This is a genomic window from Kosakonia sp. BYX6, from assembly GCF_038449125.1.
In the GTDB taxonomy this organism is placed as follows: Bacteria; Pseudomonadota; Gammaproteobacteria; order Enterobacterales; family Enterobacteriaceae; genus Kosakonia; species Kosakonia calanthes.
In genome coordinates, this window is record NZ_CP151800.1 from 1,315,473 (window position 1) to 1,337,798 (window position 22,326).

The 22,326-nt window shown below is 57.1% G+C and carries 17 protein-coding genes; 13 read left to right on the forward strand and 4 right to left on the reverse strand.

From position 1 onward, the window contains the following. Positions 1–100 precede the first annotated feature (100 nt). The 10 genes from iscS (at position 101) to AAEY27_RS06265 (ending at position 9,370) form a co-directional block, all read left to right on the forward strand. On the forward strand, positions 101–1,315 hold the full coding sequence (gene iscS / locus AAEY27_RS06220) for a cysteine desulfurase (RefSeq protein ID WP_342324021.1): 1,215 nt from the start codon (positions 101–103) through the stop codon (positions 1,313–1,315). A 30-nt stretch (positions 1,316–1,345) separates the two neighbouring features. Next, positions 1,346–1,732 carry a Fe-S cluster assembly scaffold IscU gene (iscU, locus tag AAEY27_RS06225; RefSeq protein ID WP_342324022.1) on the forward strand — a complete coding sequence of 129 codons (387 nt, stop codon included), beginning with the start codon at positions 1,346–1,348 and terminating at the stop codon, positions 1,730–1,732. Positions 1,733–1,749: 17 nt separating this feature from the next. Beyond that, entirely contained in the window at positions 1,750–2,073 is a 324-nt protein-coding gene (iscA, locus tag AAEY27_RS06230; protein WP_200580416.1) for an iron-sulfur cluster assembly protein IscA, read from the forward strand. A gap of 73 nt (positions 2,074–2,146) precedes the next feature. After that, positions 2,147–2,662 carry a co-chaperone HscB gene (hscB, locus tag AAEY27_RS06235; protein WP_342324023.1) on the forward strand — a complete coding sequence of 172 codons (516 nt, stop codon included), beginning with the start codon at positions 2,147–2,149 and terminating at the stop codon, positions 2,660–2,662. A gap of 18 nt (positions 2,663–2,680) precedes the next feature. Beyond that, positions 2,681–4,531, forward strand: a complete 1,851-nt coding sequence (gene hscA / locus AAEY27_RS06240; RefSeq protein ID WP_342324024.1) for a Fe-S protein assembly chaperone HscA — start codon at positions 2,681–2,683, stop codon at positions 4,529–4,531. 1 nt (position 4,532) lies between these two features. Then, positions 4,533–4,868 carry an ISC system 2Fe-2S type ferredoxin gene (fdx, locus tag AAEY27_RS06245; RefSeq protein ID WP_039055895.1) on the forward strand — a complete coding sequence of 112 codons (336 nt, stop codon included), beginning with the start codon at positions 4,533–4,535 and terminating at the stop codon, positions 4,866–4,868. A gap of 1 nt (position 4,869) precedes the next feature. Next, a complete protein-coding gene (gene iscX, locus AAEY27_RS06250; protein ID WP_342324025.1) occupies positions 4,870–5,070 on the forward strand; it encodes a Fe-S cluster assembly protein IscX in 201 nt (66 codons plus the stop codon). 102 nt (positions 5,071–5,172) lie between these two features. Further along, positions 5,173–6,459: an aminopeptidase PepB gene (gene pepB, locus AAEY27_RS06255; protein WP_342324026.1), complete on the forward strand. Its 1,287-nt coding sequence runs from the start codon at positions 5,173–5,175 to the stop codon at positions 6,457–6,459. A gap of 108 nt (positions 6,460–6,567) precedes the next feature. Then, positions 6,568–7,344, forward strand: coding sequence for an enhanced serine sensitivity protein SseB (gene sseB / locus AAEY27_RS06260; protein ID WP_342324027.1), 777 nt, complete (start codon positions 6,568–6,570; stop codon positions 7,342–7,344). Positions 7,345–7,381: 37 nt separating this feature from the next. Continuing rightward, entirely contained in the window at positions 7,382–9,370 is a 1,989-nt protein-coding gene (locus AAEY27_RS06265; RefSeq protein ID WP_342324028.1) for a M48 family metallopeptidase, read from the forward strand. Between the two features lie 143 nt (positions 9,371–9,513). Here AAEY27_RS06265 and AAEY27_RS06270 read toward each other — a convergent pair whose 3' ends face one another. The 4 genes from AAEY27_RS06270 to AAEY27_RS06285 all read right to left on the reverse strand — a co-directional run bounded on the left by AAEY27_RS06270 (position 9,514) and on the right by AAEY27_RS06285 (position 14,148). Continuing rightward, positions 9,514–10,290: a MurR/RpiR family transcriptional regulator gene (locus AAEY27_RS06270; protein WP_342324029.1), complete on the reverse strand. Its 777-nt coding sequence runs from the start codon at positions 10,288–10,290 to the stop codon at positions 9,514–9,516. Beyond that, positions 10,291–11,133 carry a 3-mercaptopyruvate sulfurtransferase gene (gene sseA / locus AAEY27_RS06275; RefSeq protein WP_342324030.1) on the reverse strand — a complete coding sequence of 281 codons (843 nt, stop codon included), beginning with the start codon at positions 11,131–11,133 and terminating at the stop codon, positions 10,291–10,293. It lies immediately after the preceding gene. Between the two features lie 96 nt (positions 11,134–11,229). After that, the gene (locus AAEY27_RS06280) at positions 11,230–12,591 is read right to left on the reverse strand and encodes a 6-phospho-alpha-glucosidase (protein ID WP_342324031.1); all 1,362 of its coding nucleotides are present in this window, start codon (positions 12,589–12,591) and stop codon (positions 11,230–11,232) included. A gap of 12 nt (positions 12,592–12,603) precedes the next feature. Further along, positions 12,604–14,148, reverse strand: a complete 1,545-nt coding sequence (locus AAEY27_RS06285) for a PTS transporter subunit EIIC (protein WP_342324032.1) — start codon at positions 14,146–14,148, stop codon at positions 12,604–12,606. 282 nt (positions 14,149–14,430) lie between these two features. On the opposite strand from AAEY27_RS06285, the gene AAEY27_RS06290 reads away from it, so the two are divergent. From AAEY27_RS06290 to ndk, 3 genes are all read left to right on the forward strand, one after another. Further along, entirely contained in the window at positions 14,431–19,392 is a 4,962-nt protein-coding gene (locus AAEY27_RS06290) for an alpha-2-macroglobulin family protein (protein ID WP_342324033.1), read from the forward strand. A 1-nt stretch (position 19,393) separates the two neighbouring features. Continuing rightward, positions 19,394–21,718, forward strand: a complete 2,325-nt coding sequence (gene pbpC / locus AAEY27_RS06295) for a peptidoglycan glycosyltransferase PbpC (protein ID WP_342324034.1) — start codon at positions 19,394–19,396, stop codon at positions 21,716–21,718. 150 nt (positions 21,719–21,868) lie between these two features. Further along, positions 21,869–22,300: a nucleoside-diphosphate kinase gene (gene ndk, locus AAEY27_RS06300; RefSeq protein WP_342324035.1), complete on the forward strand. Its 432-nt coding sequence runs from the start codon at positions 21,869–21,871 to the stop codon at positions 22,298–22,300. The last annotated feature ends 26 nt before the right edge of the window (positions 22,301–22,326 follow it).

The window sequence follows — 22,326 nt, forward strand, 5'->3', positions numbered from 1 at the left end:
ATCGGGCCAGGGCACAGATATGTGCCCTGTTAACACGGTCGTACATCCAGCCGGTTGCCTGATTCCTTGCATTAGAGCGATGTACGGAGTTTAAAGAGCAATGAAATTACCGATCTATCTCGATTACTCCGCAACCACGCCGGTGGATCCGCGTGTTGCCGAGAAAATGATGCAGTTTCTGACCCTGGACGGGACCTTTGGTAACCCTGCTTCCCGTTCACACCGTTTTGGCTGGCAAGCTGAAGAAGCGGTAGATATCGCCCGTAACCAGATTGCTGAACTGGTTGGCGCTGACCCGCGTGAAATCGTCTTCACTTCCGGTGCAACCGAATCCGATAACCTGGCGATCAAAGGTGCTGCCAACTTTTATCAGAAAAAAGGCAAGCACATCATCACCAGTAAAACCGAACATAAAGCCGTGCTGGACACCTGCCGCCAGCTGGAGCGCGAAGGGTTTGAAGTGACCTATCTCGCCCCGCAGCGCAACGGCATTATCGACCTCAAAGAGCTGGAAGCCGCGATGCGTGACGACACCATCCTGGTTTCCATCATGCACGTGAACAACGAAATCGGCGTGGTGCAGGACATCGCAACCATCGGCGAAATGTGCCGTGCTCGCGGCATTATCTATCACGTTGATGCGACCCAGAGCGTGGGCAAACTGCCTATCGACCTGAGCCAGCTGAAAGTGGATCTGATGTCCTTCTCCGGCCATAAAATCTACGGCCCGAAAGGTATCGGCGCGTTGTACGTACAGCGTAAACCGCGTATCCGCATTGAAGCGCAGATGCACGGCGGCGGTCACGAGCGCGGTATGCGTTCCGGTACGCTGCCTGTTCACCAGATCGTCGGCATGGGCGAAGCGTATCGCATCGCGAAAGAAGAGATGGCGAGCGAAATGGAACGTCTGCGCGGTCTGCGTAGCCGTCTGTGGAACGGCATCAACGATATCGAAGAAGTTTACCTGAACGGTGACCTCGAACACGGCGCGCCGAACATCCTTAACGTCAGCTTTAACTACGTTGAAGGCGAGTCGCTGATCATGGCGCTGAAAGACCTGGCTGTTTCCTCCGGTTCTGCCTGTACTTCTGCAAGCCTGGAACCGTCCTACGTGCTGCGCGCGTTGGGCATGAATGATGAGTTGGCGCACAGCTCCATCCGTTTCTCTTTAGGGCGTTTCACCACCGTAGAAGAGATCGACTACACCATCGAGCTGGTACGTAAATCCATCGGCCGTCTGCGTGAACTCTCTCCGCTGTGGGACATGTTCAAGCAGGGCGTGGATATCAATTCCATCGAATGGGCTCATCATTAATTTAGGTTGCGGAAACAGGAGAATTTAAAAATGGCTTATAGCGAAAAAGTAATCGATCACTACGAAAACCCGCGCAACGTTGGCTCCTTCGACAATGGCGACGACAGCGTAGGTAGCGGTATGGTTGGCGCACCGGCTTGCGGCGACGTCATGAAGCTGCAAATCAAAGTTAACGATAAAGGCATTATCGAAGACGCGCGTTTCAAAACCTACGGCTGTGGCTCTGCCATCGCGTCCAGCTCGCTGGTAACCGAGTGGGTGAAGGGTAAATCCCTGGACGAAGCGCAGGCGATCAAGAACACCGATATTGCCGAAGAGCTGGAATTGCCGCCGGTGAAAATCCACTGTTCTATCCTCGCTGAAGATGCGATTAAAGCCGCGATTGCGGATTACAAAAGCAAACAAGACGCGAAATAAGGCGGGAGGTTGTTGTCATGTCCATTAGCCTGAGCGACAGTGCTGCTGCACGTGTGAACGCCTTTCTGGCCAACCGCGGTAAAGGGTTTGGCCTGCGTCTGGGGGTCAGAACCTCTGGCTGTTCTGGTATGGCCTATGTACTGGAATTTGTCGACGCGCCGAACGAAGAAGACACGGTGTTCGAAGACAAAGGCGTGAAGGTAGTGGTTGACGGCAAAAGCCTGCAATTCCTTGACGGCACTCAACTGGACTTCGTGAAAGAAGGCCTGAACGAAGGGTTCAAATTCACGAACCCGAACGTGAAAGACGAGTGCGGTTGCGGCGAAAGCTTCCACGTCTAATCGCCATCTTCTGTTTACCCCACCGCAGCGCCCTGCGCGTGGGGTTTATTACGATTGCACACCCGGAATTGTTATGGATTACTTCACCCTCTTTGGGTTACCGGCCCAATACCCGCTCGACATTCAGGCGCTGGCAACACGTTTCCAGGATCTGCAACGTCAGTTCCATCCTGATCGCTTTGCAAGCCGCCCGCAGGCGGAGCAACTCGCTGCCGTTTCGCAATCCGCGACCATTAATCAGGCATGGCAAACGCTGCGCAATCCGTTGACGCGCGCTGAATATCTGCTGTCGCTACATGGCTTTGATTTAGCCTCTGAACAGCACACCGTGCGCGACACCGCTTTTTTAATGGAACAGCTTGAGCTGCGCGAAGAGCTGGACGATATCGAACAGGCTGAAGATACGGCCCGTCTCGAAACGTTCCAGAAACGCATCAAAGGGATGTATGACGCACGCCATCAGCAGATGGTAGAACAGCTCGATACTCAGGCGTGGGACGCGGCGGCGGATACCGTGCGCAAACTGCGTTTTCTCGATAAACTGCGCAGCACAACAGAACAACTCGAAGAAAAACTGCTCGGTTTTTAATTTTTTTGGAAGCACACAATGGCCTTATTACAAATTAGCGAGCCGGGTCTGAGCGCCGCGCCGCACCAGCGTCGGCTGGCGGCGGGCATCGATCTTGGCACCACCAATTCGCTGGTTGCCACCGTGCGTAGCGGTCAGGCTGAAACACTGGCCGACAGCGCCGGGCGCCATCTCCTCCCCTCAGTGGTCAACTACCAGGCCGATAGCCATAGCGTTGGCTTTGACGCGCGCAACAATGCGGCGCTGGACTCGGTAAACACCATCAGTTCCGTCAAACGCCTGATGGGCCGCAGCCTCGCCGATATCCAGGCGCGTTACCCGCATCTGCCGTGGCAATTCCAGGCCAGCGAAAACGGCCTGCCGATGATTGTCACCCGTGGCGGTCTGGTTAACCCGATCCGCGTCTCTGCCGACATCCTCAAAGCCCTTACCGCGCGCGCGCAAGAATCCCTTGCCGGCGATCTTGATGGCGTGGTGATCACCGTTCCTGCTTATTTCGACGACGCACAGCGTCAGGGCACCAAAGACGCCGCGCGTCTGGCGGGCCTGCATGTGTTGCGTTTGCTGAACGAACCGACCGCCGCGGCGATTGCCTACGGTCTGGATTCCGGCAAAGAGGGCGTTATCGCCGTTTACGATCTGGGCGGCGGCACTTTTGATATCTCTATTCTTCGCCTCAGCCGTGGCGTGTTCGAAGTGCTGGCGACCGGCGGTGATTCGGCGCTTGGCGGCGACGACTTCGACCATCTGCTGGCGGATTACATTTGCGAGCAGGCGGGAATCACCGAACGTGGCGACGCTCGCCAGCAGCGCGAACTGTTGGATGCGGCAATTGCCGCCAAAATCGCCCTTAGCGATGCCGAAAGCGTAAACGTCAACATTGCAGGCTGGCAGGGCAGCGTGACGCGCGAGCAGTTTGACGCGCTGATCTCGACGCTGGTCAAACGCACGTTACTCTCTTGTCGCCGCGCGCTGAAAGATGCGGGCGTTGAAGCGCAAGACGTGCTGGAAGTGGTGATGGTCGGCGGTTCAACCCGCGTACCGCTGGTGCGTGAACGCGTGGGCGAATTCTTTGGCCGCCCGCCGCTGACCTCCATCGATCCCGATAAAGTCGTGGCTATCGGCGCGGCTATTCAGGCGGATATTCTGGTCGGCAATAAGCCGGACAGCGAAATGCTGCTGCTGGATGTCATCCCGCTGTCGCTGGGGCTGGAAACGATGGGCGGGCTGGTTGAGAAGGTTATCCCGCGCAACACCACTATTCCGGTGGCGCGCGCGCAGGAGTTCACCACTTTTAAAGACGGGCAAACCGCGATGTCGATCCACGTGATGCAGGGCGAGCGTGAACTGGTGAGCGATTGCCGTTCGCTGGCGCGTTTTGCGTTGCGCGGCATTCCGGCGATGCCGGCGGGCGGGGCGCATATTCGCGTCACCTTCCAGGTGGATGCTGACGGTCTGCTGAGCGTCACTGCGATGGAAAAATCGACCGGTGTCGAAGCCTCCATTCAGGTGAAGCCGTCTTACGGCCTGACCGATGGCGAAATCGCCAACATGATTAAAGACTCCATGAGTTTCGCCGAGCAGGACGTGAAAGCACGTATGCTGGCGGAGCAGAAAGTGGAAGCCGCGCGCGTACTGGAAAGTTTGACCGGTGCGATCGCTGCGGACGCCGCGCTGTTAAGCGCCGCAGAGCGAGCGGTTATCGACGAGGCGGTGGCGCAATTGCGCGCCGTTGCCGACGGCGATGATGCCGACGCAATAGAACACGCCATTAAAAATGTAGATAAACAAACCCAGGAATTCGCCGCGCGCCGTATGGATCAATCCGTACGTACCGCGCTGAAAGGCCATTCCGTCGACGAGGTTTAATATGCCTAAAATTGTTTTTCTGCCTCATCAGGACCTCTGTCCGGATGGCGCAGTTTTGGAAGCAAAGAGCGGTGAAACCATTCTGGATGTTGCCCTGCGCGGCGGCATCGAGATTGAGCACGCCTGTGAAAAATCCTGCGCCTGCACCACCTGCCACTGTGTGGTTCGTGAAGGTTTTGACTCCCTGCCGGAAAGTACGGAAGACGAAGACGACATGCTGGATAAAGCCTGGGGTCTGGAGCCGGAAAGCCGCTTAGGTTGTCAGGCACGCGTCACCGATGAAGATCTGGTGGTCGAGATCCCGCGTTACACCATCAACCACGCGCGGGAGCATTGATATGGGGCTGAAGTGGACCGACAGCCGTGAAATCGGCGAAGCGCTGTATGACAGCCGCCCGGATCTGGATCCAAAGACCGTGCGTTTCACCGATATGCACCAGTGGATCTGCGAGCTCGATGAGTTCGACGATGATCCGAATGCATCGAATGAAAAAATTCTCGAAGCGATTCTGCTAGTCTGGTTAGACGAAGCATCGTAATCATTCAACGGGCTGCCTTCGGGTGGCCCGTTTTCATGAATGCAACCGTAGTCCGGAGAAGGCAACGACGCCATCCGGCATCTGCTGATAAGGACAAATACAATGACAGAAGCTATGAAGGTCACGCTGACCACGCAACCTGCCGACGCGCGCTGGGGTGAAAAAGCCGCGTACAGCATCAATAACGACGGCATCGCACTGCATTTGACGGGAAAAGACGACCTGGGGCTTATTCAGCGCGCCGCGCGCAAAATCGACGGTCTTGGCGTCAAGCATGTGGCCCTGAGCGGCGAAGGCTGGGACGCGGATCGTAGCTGGGCATTCTGGGCCGGTTACAAAGGGCCGAAAGGCATGCGCAAAGTGGAATGGGCACAATTGGGCGAAGCCGAGCAGAAAGAGCTCGATAGCCGCCTGAAAGTGATCGACTGGGTGCGTGACACCATTAACGCGCCAGCGGAGGATCTGGGGCCGGAACACCTGGCGCAGCGCGCCGTCGATCTGCTGTACAGCGTTGGCGGCGACAACGTTTCTTATCGCATCACCAAAGGTGAAGATCTGCGCGAGCAGAACTATATGGGTCTGCATACCGTGGGTCGCGGTTCTGAACGCCCGCCGGTCTTGCTGGCGCTGGATTACAACCCGACCGGCAACCCGGACGCGCCGGTGTATGCCGCGCTGGTGGGTAAAGGCATTACTTTTGATTCCGGCGGTTACAGCATCAAGCAGAGCGCCTTTATGGATTCGATGAAATCCGACATGGGCGGCGCGGCGCTGGTCACCGGCGCACTGGCGTTTGCCATCAACCGTGGTCTGAACAAGCGCGTCAAACTGTGGCTGTGCTGCGCTGACAACATGGTTAGCGGCAATGCGTTCAAATTGGGCGATATCATTCATTATCGCAACGGCAAAACCGTTGAAATCATGAATACCGATGCCGAAGGGCGTTTGGTGCTGGCCGACGGGCTGATTGACGCGTCAGCGCAAAAACCGCAGCTGATTATTGATGCCGCCACCCTGACCGGTGCCGCGAAAACCGCGCTGGGTAACGATTATCACGCGCTGTTTAGCTTCGATGACGCGCTGGCTGGCCGCCTGCTGAGCAGCGCAACGGCGGAAAACGAGCCGTTCTGGCGTCTGCCGCTGGCCGAGTTCCACCGCAGCCAGTTGCCGTCCAACTTCGCCGAACTGAATAACACCGCCAGCGCGGCGTTCCCGGCAGGCGCGAGCACCGCTGCCGGTTTCTTGTCGCACTTTGTTGAAAACTACCAGCAAGGCTGGCTGCATATCGATTGCTCGGCAACCTACCGTAAAGCCGCTGTTGATCAATGGGCGGCAGGCGCGACAGGCCTTGGTGTGCGTACTCTTGCCAATTTGTTAACCGCAGAGTAAGGGTTGTGCCGGGTGGCGCTTCGCTTACCCGGCCTACAAACTGCAGCCCAAGAGTAGGCCGGATAAGACGGTAGCCGCCATCCGGCAATAAAACGAATCAGAGAACCTATGTCACAAACCAAAAATGAATTAGAAACCCTGCTGGAACAGGCGGCGACCGAGCCTGCTTACCGTCCGGCATTTTTCCGCACCCTGCTGGAATCTACCGTTTGGGTACCCGGCACCGCGGCGGAAGGTGAAGCCATTGTTGAAGACAGCGCACTCGATCTCCAGCATTGGGAAAAAGACGACGGCGCGTCGGTGATCCCGTTCTTTACCTCGCTCGAAGCCTTGCAACAAGCGGTGGAAGAGGAACAAGCCTTTGTGGTGATGCCCGCGCGAACACTGTTTGAAATGACCCTTGGCGAAACCCTGTTTCTTAACGCCAAACTGCCGACCGGTAAAGAGTTCACCCCGCGTGAAATCAGCCACTTAGTCGGTGAAGAGGGCAGCCCGCTTAGCCAGCAAGAAATACTGGAAGGCGGCACCGCGCTGTTGCTGTCGGAAGTCGCCGAACCGCCCGCGCAAATGATTGATTCCCTGACCACGCTATTTAAAAGCATCAAAACCGTGAAGCGCGCCTTTGTCTGCTCCATCAAAGAGAAAGCGGACGAGCAGGCCAACCTGCTGATTGGTATCGAAGCCGAAGGCGATATCGAAGAGATTATTCACGCGGCGGGTAGCGTGGCGACAGACACTCTGCCGGGCGATGAACCGATCGATATCTGTCAGGTTGTTGAAGGCGAAAAAGGCATCAGCCACTTTATGATGGCGCACATTACGCCCTTCTATGAACGCCGCTGGGGCAGCTTCCTGCGCGATTTTAAAACCAACCGCATTATCTGATTACCAGGCAGCGCGCGCGTTTTCAGGGTGAATTTTTATGGATAAAAAAAGCCTGTTCTACTGTTTTGGTCTTCCGCTTCTGTTACTCGCCTGGTCATTATGGCAATGCTCGCGCATCAGTGAGAATGAGGCCTGGGTGGTTATCGAGTGGGGAACGCGCGCGCATAACCTCCACACCGAAATTTCTCGCCTCTGGCTGGCATACCTTTCCCTCTTCCTTTCGGCGCTCGCGCTGTTTGCCAGCACGAGCGCCGTTATTTTATGTTTGCGAAGCGTGCAAAAAGCGCGTTTGTCGCGAGACCAGCTTGTCGCCGCGTTTAAGCGTTGTCGTAACATTCTGCCGGTCGCGATGGTTACCCTCATGTCGGGAATCGGTTTTGCCCTGGTTTGCCTGCTGTTTTCTGAATACTTATCCGTACTCACTTTCAAGGACACCACCGTTATTCCCGGCACTGTGCTTCTGCTGCCGGGGATAATCCTGGCTTCGCTGATTTTTATGGTGTTACGCAGCCTGGTGCGGCTCAAACGCTGCTTCACGCTTTTTCAGCCGCAGGACAGGCAGGTGTATGGCGCGGCGGTTTTGGATATAGACGCGCCGGAGCTCTGGCGTTGGGTGAGGGAACTGGCGCAGCGCGCGCAGGCTCTCACACCGGATAACATTGTCGTTGGCCTGTTCGAGGGCTTTTACGTGACCGTAAGCCCGGTGCAACTGGCCAGCGGCGCGAGGCTGACCGGCAAAACGCTTTACTTCCCATTGGCCTACGCCGCGTTGATGAACCGACAAGAAGTCGCCGCCGTTATTGTTCATGAACTGGCACACTTCACCGGCCGCGACACGGATTACACGCTGCATTTCGCCGGGCTCTATTCCGGCATGGAAACCAGCCTCGATTATTTCCACCGCGATCTCACTAACAGCGACTGGCTCGACAGATTGGCGCTTTATCCGACCTTACATCTTGGCGTCTGGTTCTTTAACCAGTTTCACGAAACGGTCAATGGCTGGAGCCGTGAGCGCGAACTGGCGGCAGATGCGCTCGGGGCGAGTATCAGTTCCCCGAGGGCGCTGGCCTCTTCATTGCTGCGTCTTCCGGCGTTAGACGCGCATTTCGATGTAATAAAGACGATGTTTTTTGAGCGCAAACTCAGGACCACCAATCTGGTGGACACGTTTTACAATTCGCTGCGCGACATCAAAGGGCTGGATGTTTCCGCGTCACTGGACCAGACGCTGGCGCACCCGACCGACAGCCATCCGCCGACGGGCGTGCGTATTGCGCATTTAACTATGACGCTGGATGAAGCGCTGCTGATGCAGGCTTCCCGCCCCGCTAGTGAAGCCGACTATGCATGGATGCGCAGTCTGTTTCGGGATAGTTACGCGATTTGTGAAGTATTGACCGGCGCAATGAACAATCAGCTGGCCGCGCAATACGGCGCTTACCGGGAAAAGCTGGAAAACATCGCGGCGCAGGCGATGGATTCCGTGGTGGTGACGATGCCAAAAAACAACGTTTGGGGGTTTGTGGTTATAAGCATTCTCTTTGGCATCAGTTCGGGAGTGTTATGGGGGTTAAGTCGGTTCTGGCACATCAGGATCGATCAGGTAGACATCATTGTGGTGGGTTTGCTGGTGCTGGCGGCGAGCTTCGGTTTTGGCGGCTGGTGTAGCTGGAAACGAATACGCCATCCCTTACTTACGCTGCATCCGCAGCAGATTACCAGCGACGAACTCAGTGCGCCGCTCGCGCTGGCGAGTATCGAAAATACCCATTTCGGTAAAAGGAAGGGTCAGCTGTTTATCGATCTGTACTGGCGTGAGGGTTATCAACCGCCAAAAAGTACGGTTAGCCGGTATTTGCGGGCCTTCATCATTACACCAAAAAAGCGCCGGGTTTCGATAAGTATGCTAAGCAAGGTATTGAGAAATGCGCAGGGCGAAAAAATCGCATCCGCCGAGCTTTACGCATTGATCAACGATTACATCCGCGCCGCCCACGCCCGCGAAGCGTTGAACAATTCGTAGGCCTGATAAGCGCAGCGCCATCAGGCAATGGCGTGGATTGTGCCGGATGGTGGCTAACGCCTTATCCGGCCTACAAATTCGACCCAACTCCGACAACAAACCCGTAGGCCTGATAAGCGCAGCGCCATCAGGCGTTTTTCGGCCTATGTTTGCGTCGCTTCCAGCAGCAATAAATCCATCAACAGCACCAGGTTCGATTCAAACGAGGTGATCCCCGCCGCTTCTGCCGCGAAATGCACCGCTTCGTCATACAACGCAAAATGCACATCCGCTAATGCCGCCAGGGAATTCGCTGACGCGCGAGTAAAAGCCACGACGGTCATGCCGACCGTCCGTGCAATACGCGCTTTATCCAACACTTGTTCGGTTTCGCCGCTGCGTGAGACGGCGATAAACACCTGGTAGCGCGCGGCATTACTGAGAAAAATATTGCGGCTGTCGCCAGGGCCGGAAATAAAGGCCGTTTTCCCCAGCACCTGCAATTTCTTGGTCAGGTACTCGGCAAACAGATACGAAAACCCGGCGCCATACAGAAAAAAGCTTTCCCGGTCACGCAACAGGCTGGCGAACTGGCGTCGCCTCTCTTCGGTCACCCACTGAAACGTGTGCTGGTAATTGACCATAAACTGCTGGAAAAGCGCGGGCAGCTCGCTGGTCTTTTCGCTATGCCGCTCGGCAATGTGCGGCGTATCCGATAACAACTGTTTGCAGTGCCAGATAAATTCGCTAAAACCGCTAAACCCCAGCTTCTGGCACAGGCGAATAATGGTGGCGGTCGACACATACGTCGCTTGCGCCAGCGCGCGCACGGTAATATTGCCAACCAGCAACGGATGTTCTGTCAGGTGCGCGAGCACGCGGTATTCGGCGCGGGAAAGCGATTCCCCGCGCGTCAGCAAAGGCGCAAGTCGGTTATCCATTTACGCCGGTTCGACTGGCAAATCGTCGCGTGCGCCCCATTCACTCCAGGAGCCGTCATACAGCGTCACGTTGCCAGCGCCAAGCGTTGCCAGCGCCAGCATCACTACCGCTGCTGTCACGCCAGATCCGCAACTGGCAATGATCGGTTTATGCAGGTCAACGCCCTGGCGGCGGAAAATCGCCTGTAGTTCATCGGTGGTTTTCAGTTCGCCTTCCACCACCAAATCAATCCACGGCACATTCAGCGCACCGGGAATATGGCCGCGTTTGAGGCCAGGGCGAGGTTCATCCACTTCGCCATTAAAGCGGGGAGCAGGGCGAGCATCGACAATTTGCGCCGTGCCTTCGTGGCTTGCCAGCAGCACATCGGTCAGCTTTTTGACCACAGAAGGGTCGAAATTGGCGGTGAAATCAGACTCCGGCAGCGGAACATCACCTTTTTGCAGCGGCAGCGCATCGCGTTGCCAGCCCGCCAGGCCACCGGCCAGAATTGAGACATTCTCCACGCCGACATTACGCAACATCCACCATGCGCGCGGGGCGGAGAACAGATTGCCTTCGTCGTAAACCACCAGATGCTTATCCTGGCTGATGCCTAACTCGCGCATCGCCACGGCGAACGCCTCCGGGCGCGTCAACATATGGGGCAGCGGTGAGGTGTGATCGGAAAGGGCTTCGATATCAAAAAAGACCGCACCGGGAAGGTGCCCGGCGCGATACTCCGCTTTCATATCGCGATGCTCCTGGCCAACCGGGGCCATCCTGGCGTCAATCAGCTGAATTTCAGGGTCATCGCTGTGTTCTATTAGCCAGTCGGCCGCGACAAAAAACGAGGTGGACATGGTCGTCTCCGGGTTATCAACGTTAACCTGAATTGTTAACGTTTTTTCACGACCCGACAAGCGACCTTCGCCAACCTCGCGAGCAACCTCGTAATTTTATATTTCCTTACCGTTCTCCCAGGCTTTTTGCAGCGCGGGCCAGTAATCCCGGTTGGCCTCGATCATCTCATCAAGAATCGCTTTCGCATGCTGCATGGTCGGCACGGTGCGGTTTAGCGTGAACGCCTGCAACGCCTTTTCGTAACTGCCTTCGAGGGTCGCTTCCACCAACAGTTGCTCCGACGCCAGTTGCTGCATCAGCAAGGTTTGATGGAACAGCGGCACCGCGCCCATGCGTACCGGCTCCGGCCCATGATTTGTGATATACGCCGGGACTTCCACCATCGCGTCGTAAGGCAAATTGGCAATGGCGCCTTTGTTTTCAACGATCACCAGGTGACGCTGGCGCAGGTTGAACGCGAGCGAGCAGGCGACATCGACAATAAACGCGCCATGCACGCCAACATGGAACGCATCGGGCAAAATTCCGCTGCGCTTGTACTCTGCGGCCGCGGCAAACAGCTTTTTCTCACGCCCGTCCATCACTTCATTCGCGCGGGTGTAATGCGGATCCTGATGCGCAACAATTTCGTTGGGCATCAGGTAATACTGCAAATACGGGTTTGGCAGATACTGCGGGAAGTGATCCATCATCGGCTTAATGTTGCGCCAGGTTTTCACCCACGACGGGTCGGCATGTTGCGGATCCGTCTGCGCCGCGTCTTCGGTAAGCAGGCCAAAACGGGCGACATGTTCGCGCAACTCCGGCAGACGATCTTCGCCGTCGACGCGCACCTGCGTAAACCAGCCGAAGTGGTTCAGACCAAAGTAGTCGACTTCCAGCTTATGGCGATCAACCCCGAGAATCGCGCCCATATTGCGCATCGCCGCCACCGGCATATCGCAGATGTTCAATACGCGCGCGTCCGGTCGCAGGCGGCGCACCCCTTCGGCAACAATCGCCGCCGGGTTGGAGTAGTTCACGATCCAGGCGTTTTTATCAGCGTAGCGCTCCACCAGATCGATCAGCTCCACCATCGGCAAAATGGTGCGCAAACCGTACGCCAATCCGCCGGGGCCACAGGTTTCCTGGCCGACAACCCCGTGGCGCAGCGGGATCTTTTCATCCTGCTCACGCATTTTGTACTGCCCAACGCGCATCTGCGCAAAGACAAAGTGCGCACCGCTGAAGGCCGTTTCGGCATCGCTGGTGACGATAAATTTGATGCTCTGGCTGTGGTCGCGAATCACTTTTTCCACCACCGGCGCAATGGTGTCCTGGCGGGCTGCGTCGATATCGTAAAGGCGAATTTCCGCCAGCGGGAAATCTTCCAGCCGCACCATCAAGCTTTTGACGATGCCCGGTGTGTACGTGCTGCCGCCACCGGCGATGGATAAAATAAACGGGGGTTTAACCATTTCTGGACTCCTTCAGAGAAACATCTCAACGGCTTCTCGCATTTTTTTGACATGCAGCCCGTAGACCACCTGAACGTTATTACCTTGTTTGATAATGCCTTTTGCGCCCGTGGCTTTCAGTTGCGGTTCGTTGATTGCCGCCACATCTTTCACCGTTACGCGCAGGCGGGTGTAGCAGTTGTCGACCACTTCGATGTTGGCCCGTCCTCCCAGCCCATCAATAATGGCTTCGCCAACCGCGTCGTTATTGCCTTTCGCCTGATACTCCTGCTTGCTGTACAGCCGCGTCTCTTCGTCGTCCTCCTCGCGCCCCGGGGTTTTCATCTGGAAACGTAAGATCAGGAAACGGAAGATAAAGAAGTAGAGGGTGAACATGACAAGCCCGACGAGGATGTACATCGGCCAGTTCGATTTTTCGGTGCCGAGCGGCAGGTTATAGAGAATGAAATCGATAATGCCGTTCGCGCCGATGGCGTGAACCCCGAACAGCGAGAACAGCATCATGCCGATACCGGTCAGCACGGCGTGCACCACAAACAGCAGCGGCGCGACAAACAAGAAGGAAAACTCAATCGGCTCTGTGACCCCGACCAGCAGCGAGGTCAGTGCGGCGGGGATCAGAATCGCTTTTGCTGCGGCCTTACGCTCTGGTTTCGCCGTCACATACATTGCCAGCGCAGCGGCGGGCAGACCGAACATTTTGCTGATGCCACGCGCATCCCATACCACCGTGCTACTCAGTTTTGTGACACTGGGACAGGCCATCTCGGCGAAGTAAATATTACGCGCGCCCTGATACGTGCTACCGCAAACGTCCGCCGTGCCGCCCAGTTCGGTATAAAGGAAAGGGGTATAAACCAGATGATGCAGCCCGGTCGGCACCAGAATGCGTTCAAGAAAACCGTACACCGCCACGCCAAACGGCCCGGCGCCTTTAATCGCCATCGCCAGCGCGCTGATGCCATGCTGAGCGAAAGGCCACAGTTCGCTCATCACTACGCCGAGCACCATCGACACCGGCAACATGATAATGGCGACAAAGCAGTGACCGGAGTAAATCGCCATCGCCCCGGAAAACTGCACGCTGGAGTATTTATCGTACAGATAACCCGACAGCGCGCCGGTGAGGATCCCGGCGAACACGCCCATCTCCAGCACCTGCACGCCCAGCACCATGCCCTGACCTGCGGCTTTCATCTGATCCGCCGGGGCGAGAGCGCCTTGTAGTTGCAGGGTGACATTCATCGCATTGATAAAAACGATAAAGGTCACCAGCCCAATCAGCGCCGCATAGCCTTTGTCGCGTGTTGCCAGCCCGACCGGGATCCCCACGGCAAAGACCAGTGCCAGGTTGGCGAGCACTGAAACGGCGGATTTGGCGATGAGCTGGCCAACGTTCTGAATGATCGGGTGGCCCAGAAAGGGCAAATATTCCGCTAAATTCCCGTTGCCAAAAATATTTCCGAAGGCAATAAACAAGCCGACGATGGGTAAAATGAGCACCGGACCAAAAAGAGACTTACCAAAATTTTGTAGGGCGTTCACGGCTCTGGACATAATGTTCTCGCTTATTAGCACCGCGTATAAAGGGATACAGACACCCTAACGTTAGCAGCCGGGCAGGCTTTCGCACCATCTATCTTATTGTTTTAAAAACAAATGACTCGCAACGTCACATGTTACGTTGCGGGATGTGATCGGGTTAACAGCGCGAAGAGATGAGGAAAAATCTGCTTTGCGAGGCGCTTTCCAGAATCGCCCCGCCGTTTTGTAATTCACGACGTTGCGACTAATAATGTTCAGGCATCTTTCAACAGGTTGATGAACCAGGGATAAAGAATGAAACTGCTACGTTATGCGGCGCTGACTTTTGCGCTACTCACTACTTTCACGCTCGCTGGCTGTGATAATAACGACAAACCGACAGCCGCCAGCGCGCCGGAACCTGCATCGGCGTCATCCACAGCGCAAAAACCACAGGCCGCAAAGCCGGACAAAGCGAAACTTGCCGAACTTGCCGCGCGTAGCGAAGGGAAACCTTTAACCTTGCTGGATGCCTCAGAAGTGCAACTGGAGGGCGCCGCCACGCTGGTGCTGACTTTCTCTGTACCGCTGGATCCCGATCAGGATTTTGCCTCCACGGTGCACCTGGTGGACAAAAAGAGCGGCAAAGTCGACGGGGCGTGGGAACTGGCGCCGAACCTAAAAGAGCTGCGCCTGCGTCATCTGGAGCCAAACCGCGAACTGTTGGTGTCGGTGGATAGCGGCCTGAAGGCGCTTAACAAAGCCACCTTTGGCAAAGATGACGAAAAGACGCTCACCACCCGCGATGTGCAGCCGAGCGTCGGCTTTGCCAGCCGCGGTTCGCTGCTGCCGGGCAAAGTGGTGGAAGGGTTACCGGTCATGGCGCTGAATGTCGATAATGTCGACGTCAATTTCTACCGCGTGAAGCCGGAATCGCTGGCGTCGTTTGTCAGCCAGTGGGAATACCGCAATTCGCTCTCAAACTGGGAGTCCGACACGTTACTGAAAATGGCCGATCTGGTTTATACCGGCCGTTTTGATCTCAAACCCGCGCGCAATACCCGTGAAAAGCTGATGCTGCCGTTAAGCAGCATCCAGCCATTGCAACAGGCCGGGGTGTACATCGCGGTGATGAACCAGGCGGGGCATTACAACTACAGCAATGCCGCCACGCTATTCACCCTCAGCAATATTGGCCTTTCTGCGCACCGTTACCATAACCGGCTGGATATCTTCACGCAGGGGCTGGAAAACGGCGCGGCGCTTTCTGGCATTGATGTCACGCTGCTCAATGAAAAAGGGCAAAGCCTGGCGCAGGCCACCACCGATGGCGACGGTCACGCCACGCTGAATACCGATAAAGAAGCGGCGCTGGTGCTGGCGCGCAAAGACGGCGAAACCACGCTGCTGGATCTGAAACTTCCGGCGTTGGATCTCGCGGAGTTCGCCATTTCCGGCGACCCGGGCTACAGCAAACAGTTCTTTATGTTTGGCCCGCGCGATCTCTATCGCCCTGGCGAAACGGTGATCCTCAATGGCCTGCTGCGCGACAGCGACGGCAAACCGCTGGCAGAACAGCCGGTGAAGCTGGAGGTAGTGAAACCGGACGGGCAGGTGATTCGCTCGGTGGTCAGCCAGCCGCAAAATGGGCTGTATCACTTTAGCTACGCGCTTGATACCCGCGCGCAAACCGGCATGTGGCATATCCGTGCCAACACCGGTGATAACCTGTCGCGCGACTGGGGCTTCCAGGTTGAAGATTTTATGCCTGAGCGCATGGCGCTGAATATCACGCCGCAGCCGACGCCTCTTGCTCCGGCTGCGGATGTGATCTTTAACGTGAACGGTCATTATTTGTATGGCGCACCGGCCAGCGGCAATACTTTGCAGGGCCAGCTTTTCCTGCGCCCACTGCGCGACGCCGTTGCAGCGTTGCCAGGCTTCCAGTTTGGCGATATCGCCGAAGAGAACCTCAGCCGCAGTCTGGATGAAACCCACCTGACGCTGGATAACCAGGGCAAAGGTGAAGTCACAACCCCAAGCCAGTGGCAGGAAACGCATTCGCCGCTCCAGGTGATTTTGCAGGCCAGCTTGCTGGAATCAGGCGGTCGCCCGATCACGCGCCGTGCTGAACAGGCAATTTGGCCTGCGCCATCGTTGCCGGGGATTCGCCCGCAGTTCGCCTCCAAAGCGGTGTATGACTACCGCACCGATACCACTGTCAATCAGCCGATTGTCGACGAAGGCGGAAACGCCGCATTCGATATTGTCTATGCCGATGCCACTGGCGCGAAAAAAGCGGTCAGCGATTTACACGTGCGTTTGATTCGTGAACGTCGCGACTACTTCTGGAACTGGTCGGAAAGTGAAGGCTGGCAGTCGCAGTTCAACCAGAAAGATTTGGTGGAAGGCGAGCAAAGCCTGAACCTGGCGGCGGATGAAACGGGCAAAGTCAGTTTCCCGGTGGACTGGGGTTCTTACCGCCTGGAAGTGAAAGGGCCGAACGAGACTGTCAGCAGCGTGCGTTTCTGGGCTGGTTATAGCTGGCAGGACAACAGCGACGGTGCCGGTGCGGCGCGACCGGATCGCGTCACCATGAAGCTCGACAAACCGGCTTACACAGCGGGAGATACCGTGAAGCTTCACGTCACCGCGCCTGCCGCCGGCAAAGGCTACGCGATGATTGAGTCCAGCGAAGGCCCGTTGTGGTGGCAGGCGATTGACGTGCCGGCCGACGGCCTCGATCTCAGCATTCCCCTCGATCAAAAATGGCAGCGCCACGATCTCTATATCAGCACGCTGGTGGTCCGTCCTGGCGATAAATCGAAATCAGCCACGCCAAAACGCGCGGTTGGCTTGTTGCACCTGCCAACGGGCGATGAAAACCGCCGTCTGGATATTGCCCTTGATACGCCACCCAAAATGCGCCCCAACCAGCCGCTGGCGGTCAAAGTAAAAGCGACGGCGAAAAACGGCGAAACACCAAAACAGGTTAACGTTCTGCTCTCCGCCGTGGACAGCGGCGTGCTGAACATTACCGACTACGTGACGCCGGATCCGTGGCAGGCGTTCTTCGGGCAAAAGCGCTACGGCGCGGATATTTACGACATTTACGGGCAGGTGATTGAAGGGCAGGGGCGTCTTGCCGCACTGCGCTTTGGCGGAGATGGCGATGAAATGAACCGTGGCGGTAAACCGCCGGTGAATCACGTCACCATTATTGCCCAGCAGGCGCAGCCGGTAATACTTGATGAGAACGGCGAAGGCACCGTGACTCTGCCGATTGGCGATTTCAACGGTGAATTGCGCGTGATGGCGCAAGCCTGGACCGCAGATGATTTTGGCAGCAGCGAAAGCAAAGTGGTGGTGGCCGCGCCGGTGATTACTGAACTCAATACCCCGCGTTTCCTCGGTAGCGGCGACACCTCACGCCTGACGCTGGACATCAGCAACCTGACCGATCAACCGCAAACGCTGAACGTCGCGTTGACGGCCAGCGGGTTGCTGTCACTGGAAAGTGCTCAGCCCCAGCCGGTGCATCTGCCAGCCGGGGAACGCACCACGCTGTTTATCCCGGTGCGGGCGCTGGATGGCTTTGGCGACGGTGAAATCAGCGCGCAAATCAGCGGCCTGGCGCTGCCGGGTGAAACTTTCGCGCCGCAGCAGAAACAGTGGAAAATCGGCGTGCGCCCACCGTTTGCCGCGCAGACCATCAACAGCGGCGCCATGCTCAACCCAGGCGAAAGCTGGCGTGCGCCGGGGCAGCATTTAGCGGGCATTTCACCCGCGACCGTGCAGGGGCATTTGCTGCTTAGCGGCAAACCGCCGCTGAACATTGCGCGTTACATTCAGGAACTGAGAGCTTATCCGTACGGCTGCCTTGAACAAACGGCCAGCGGGTTATTCCCCTCGCTCTATACCAATGCGGCGCAGTTAAAAGCATTGGGCATTAAAGGCGAAAGCGACGAACAGCGCCGTGCGGCGGTGGATATTGGTATTTCCCGCTTGCTGCAAATGCAGCGTGACGATGGCGGCTTTTCGCTGTGGGATAAGAGCGGGCCGGAAGAGTATTGGTTAACGGCTTACGTCACGGATTTCCTGGTGAGCGCCTCGGCGCAGGGGTATAGCGTTCCGGTGGAAGCCCTGAACAATGCCAACAACCGCTTGCTGCGTTACTTGCAGGATCCGGCGGCTATGGCTGTGCGTTACAGCGACGATGTTCCGGCGACGAAATTTGCCGTGCAAAGCTACGCCGGGCTGGTGCTGGCGCGCCAGCAAAAAGCACCTTTGGGAGCACTGCGTGAAATATGGCAGCGCCATGATCAGGCCAAAGCGGCATTGCCGTTGATGCAATTGGGCATTGCTCTGAAACTGATGGGGGATGCGCAGCGCAGCGAACAGTCTCTGGCGCTGGCGCTGAAAACATCGCGCCCGCAATCTAACCGTTGGTTGGCGGATTACGGCAGCGAACTGCGTGATAACGCGCTGATGCTAGCTTTGTTGCAGGACAATAAATTGTTGCCACAAGAACAGCCGCGCCTGCTGGCAACGCTGTCTGAGCAGGCTTACGGCCAGCGCTGGCTATCAACGCAGGAGAGCAACGCGCTGTTTATGGCGGGACGCAACCTGCAAAACAGTTCCGGAGCATGGCAGGCGCAAACCTCGCTGGAAGCTGCGGCGCTGGGCGGCGATAGCGCGCAAACCCGCAATCTCGATGCGGATCAACTGAGTGCCTTACAGGTTACCAACAGTGGCAGCACGCCGCTGTGGCTGCGCCTCGATAGCGCCGGCTACCCTGAACAGGCACCGACACCATCCGGCAATGTGCTGCATATTGAACGCAACATTCTCGGTACAGACGGGCACAGCAAATCCCTCTCATCGCTGAAAAGCGGTGAACTGGTGCTGGTGTGGCTGGAAGTGACGGCCAGCCAGAATGTGCCGGATGCGCTGGTAGTGGATCTGTTACCTGCCGGGCTGGAACTGGAAAACCAGAACCTGGCCAGCAGCAGTGCCAGTTTGCAGGAGAGTGGCAGTGACGTGCAGGAGTTGCTCAACCGCATGCAGCAAGCGGATATCCAGCATATGGAGTTTCGCGACGATCGCTTTGTGGCAGCGGTTCCGGTAAATGAAGGCCAGCCGGTCACGCTGGTTTATCTGGCGCGAGCGGTGACGCCAGGGACTTACCAGCTTCCGGCGCCGCAGGTGGAATCCATGTATGTTCCGCAGTGGCGGGCAACCGGTGCGACCAGCGGCCCGCTGATTATCGTGCCGTAACGTGAAAATCGTATATCTGATTCGCACCCGCTGGCGCTGGCTGGTGGGTGTGCCCCTGCTGTTGGTACTGGCGGTTATCGCCGCCGATAAAATTTGGCCATTACCGCTTAGCGAGGTCGACCCGGCGCGAGTGGTGGTGGCTGAAGATGGAACACCGCTGTGGAGATTTGCCGATGCCAACGGCATCTGGCGCTACCCGGTGACCATCGAAGAGGTTTCGCCGCGCTATTTGCAGGCACTGATTCAATATGAAGACCGCTGGTTCTGGGATCACCCTGGCATCAATCCGTTTTCGATTGCGCGCGCGGCCTGGCAGGATTTGCGTTACGGGCGCGTTGTCTCCGGGGGCAGCACGCTGACCATGCAGGTGGCACGTCTGCTTGACCCGCATTCGCGCACGTTTGGCGGCAAGGTTCGTCAGGTTTGGCGCGCCTTGCAACTGGAGTGGCACCTTTCTAAACGTGACATCCTGACGCTCTATCTCAACCGCGCGCCCTTTGGCGGCACGCTGCAAGGCATTGGCGCGGCAAGCTGGGCTTATTTGGGCAAACCGCCTGCGAAACTCAGCTATGCAGAAGCGGCGCTCTTAGCCGTGTTGCCGCAAGCGCCAAGCCGTTTGCGCCCGGACCGCTGGCCGCAACGTGCGCAGGCCGCACGAGACAAAGTGTTGGATCGCATGGTGACGCAAAACGTCTGGCCCGTTTCGCAGGTTAAAGAGTCGCGGGAAGAACCGGTCTGGCTGGCTCCCCGGCAGATGCCGCAACTGGCGCCGTTGTTCGCCCGGCGCATGCTGGGGGTTAACAATGCTCTGAAAGTGACAACGACGCTGGATGCCAGCCTGCAAAGGCAGCTCGAAGAACTGGCGTTAGGTGTGAAATCTCGCCTGCCGGCGCGCAGCTCGCTGGCGATGATTGTTGTTGATCACACCAATATGAAAGTGCGCGGCTGGGTGGGTTCGGTGGATATTAACGACGACAGCCGTTTCAGCCATGTCGATATGGTCAGCGCCGTTCGCTCGCCGGGGTCAGTATTAAAACCGTTTATTTATGGCCTCGCGCTGGACGAAGGGCTGATCCACCCAGCGTCGTTATTGCAGGATGTGCCGCGCCGGGTTGGGGATTATCGGCCCGGTAACTTTGACAGCGGGTTTCACGGCCCGGTGAGCATGAGTGAGGCGCTGGTGCGCTCGCTGAATCTTCCTGCTGTGCAGGTGCTGGAAGCCTACGGGCCGAAGAAGTTCGCCGGGAATCTGCGCAATGCCGGTTTGCCGCTGATCTTGCCGCCGGATGCTGAACCTAATCTGTCATTGATCCTCGGCGGTGCGGGCGCACGGCTGGAAGATATCGCGGCGGCTTACAGCGCCTTTGCCCGCCACGGCAAAGCCGGAAAGCTGCGTCTGACGCCGGGTGCGCCGCTGGTGGAGCGCCGACTGATGTCGCCGGGCGCTGCATGGATTATCCGCCGTATTCTGGCAAACGAAGCTCAGCCAGTGCCGGATAATGCGCTAGCACAGGTGGTGCCGCTCGCCTGGAAAACCGGCACCAGTTACGGCTACCGTGATGCCTGGGCGATTGGCATTAACGCTCGCTATGTGATTGGCATCTGGACAGGGCGACCGGACGGTACGCCTGTTGCCGGGCAATTTGGTTTTGCCAGCGCAGTCCCGTTGCTTAACCAGGTCAATAATTTGTTGCAGCCGCGCTCAGCGCTTGAAAGCGCGCGCTTGCCACGCGACCCCAGACCACAAACGGTCAGTAGCGGCGTGATCTGCTGGCCGGGTGGGCAAAGTTTATCGCCAGGCGACAGCAACTGCCGCCGCCGTCTGTCCACTTGGTTGCTTGAGGGGAGCCAGCCGCCGACGCTATTAATGCCGGAGCAAGAAGGGCTACACGGCATTAATTTCCCGCTATGGCTTAACCGCGAAGGGCACCGTGTGGCGGTAGATTGCCCCGACGCGCAGCAAAAAACCTGGATCGTCTGGCCGTTACCGCTGGAGCCATGGTTGCCCGCGGGCGAACATCGTGCCGCACGTTTACCGGCGGCGGATAAAGTTTGCCCGCCGCGCGATGATAATGCGCCACCGCCACTGTTACTGAGTGGCGTGCGCGAAGGCGCGGTCATTAAGCGTGTTCCCGGCCAGGCGTTTGCGTTGCTACCGTTGCAAAGCAGCGGCGGGGAAGGCGGGCGCTGGTGGTTCTTAAACGGCGAACCGCTGTCGGCGCATAGCCATTTATTGAGCCTGAAACTTGATAAAAGTGGGGAGTATCAGTTGTTGGTGATGGATGATGCGGGGCAGGTCGCAACGGTGCACTTCGTTGTGCAATAAACACTTAAATAGCGAGTTTAGTGAATGGTGTTGCTCAAACTCGTCTTATTTTAAAAAAATGTTACCTTCATCCATAGGCAACGCCCGCATTGCTCTTTATAATCCGCGCCACACCTATTCAGGGCAACAGAACAACTTACAGAGGTAAACATGGCTATTGAACGTACTTTTTCCATCATCAAACCGAACGCGGTGGCAAAAAACGTTATTGGCAACATCTTCTCTCGCTTTGAAGCGGCAGGGTTCACCATCGTTGGCACCAAAATGCTGCATCTGACTGTTGATCAGGCGCGTGGTTTTTACGCTGAGCACGAAGGTCGCCCGTTCTTTGACGGTCTGGTCGAGTTCATGACTTCCGGCCCGATCGTGGTTTCCGTACTGGAAGGCGAAAACGCCGTTCAGCGTCACCGTGATCTGCTGGGCGCAACCAACCCGGCAAACGCGCTGGCTGGCACTCTGCGTGCTGACTACGCGGACAGCTTTACCGAGAACGGCACCCACGGTTCCGATTCCCTGGAATCTGCCGCGCGTGAAATCGCTTACTTCTTCGCTGAAGGCGAAGTTTGCCCGCGCACCCGTTAATTTCCGGTTAATCGTGTAACGAGATT